The 366-nt window shown below is 51.1% G+C and carries 2 tRNA genes; both read left to right on the top strand.

Annotated features, from left to right (window positions below):
• Nucleotides 1-49: 49 nt before the first annotated feature.
• Nucleotides 50-126, top strand: a tRNA-Ile gene (locus ACZ9XP_RS17850).
• Nucleotides 127-257: 131 nt separating this feature from the next.
• Nucleotides 258-333, top strand: a tRNA-Ala gene (locus ACZ9XP_RS17845).
• Nucleotides 334-366 lie beyond the last annotated feature (33 nt).

Here is a 366-nt window from a genome sequence, read left to right as displayed (position 1 = left end):
AGCCTATCGGTTATTTGAGAGTTGGGGCGGCAGAGATGCTGCAAAGACTGGGTTTGTAGCTCAGCTGGTTAGAGCACTGTGTTGATAACGCAGGGGTCGTAGGTTCGAGTCCTACCAGACCCACCAAATCATGCCATTGCGGCGTTGCAAAACGTCTCGTGTACTTCAGTACACGTCGACATTCTGCGCCTTGCACTGACAAGATTTGGGATGATTAGTTGATCTTACGATCAAACAGTCAGCATCACCCAAAAAGAGGGGGATTAGCTCAGTTGGGAGAGCACCTGCTTTGCAAGCAGGGGGTCGTCGGTTCGATCCCGTCATCCTCCACCACCCAATGCAAACAAAAATGCATTCAGTCCGCTG

The organism is Vogesella perlucida (assembly GCF_979366545.1).
This window is presented reverse-complemented; position numbering and strand designations above follow the sequence as displayed.